Genomic DNA, 545 nt, shown 5'->3' with positions numbered 1-545 from the left:
TAGCCGGCCCGACCGCCGCCCCTGTCAGCCTTCGGCTCACTGCCGCGGAGGCCGTGCCGGGGGTCGAAGTGCGGGTCTTCAGCAATGGCGCGAGTGCCATGACGCTGCGATCGATCACACTTCAGCCGGTGACGGCGGCGAAGGCACTGGACTGATGGGACTGCGACGGCCTGTTCAAGCAGGCCGTCACGCAGAAGGGGAAAAATGGCCGCCGAGTCGGCTCCCGCCTTCGTGCGGTATCAAAGATGTCCGGGCGGTTTCGGCGCCCGCATCGCCCAGCGCGACAGACCGAAGGCCAATGGCAGCGTCAGCACGATGCTGATTGCCATGCCCAGCCATTCCGGCGTGTCCAGTTTCTCGATGCACAGCCGCAGGATCAGCATGCCGAGCAGGAACTGGACCACGTAGATCAAAGGGAACAGCAGGGCCGAGCGCCGTGTCATAGGCTGCTTGAACACCATCATCGCGTTCACCACATATGACAGACCAATGCCTGCGAGGTACGCGATGAAGTAGGCAAGTGCATAGCCCATCCAGTGCAGGAG

Annotated in this window: 1 protein-coding gene; it reads right to left on the bottom strand. The window is 63.1% G+C overall.

Annotated features, from left to right (window positions below):
- Nucleotides 1-239 precede the first annotated feature (239 nt).
- Nucleotides 240-545 (bottom strand): GtrA family protein (locus tag AC1DCY_RS27390; RefSeq protein WP_477355861.1); only part of this gene is annotated, 306 nt, incomplete at its 5' end.

Source organism: Lysinibacillus sp. 10T31 (assembly GCF_056394365.1).
This window is presented reverse-complemented; position numbering and strand designations above follow the sequence as displayed.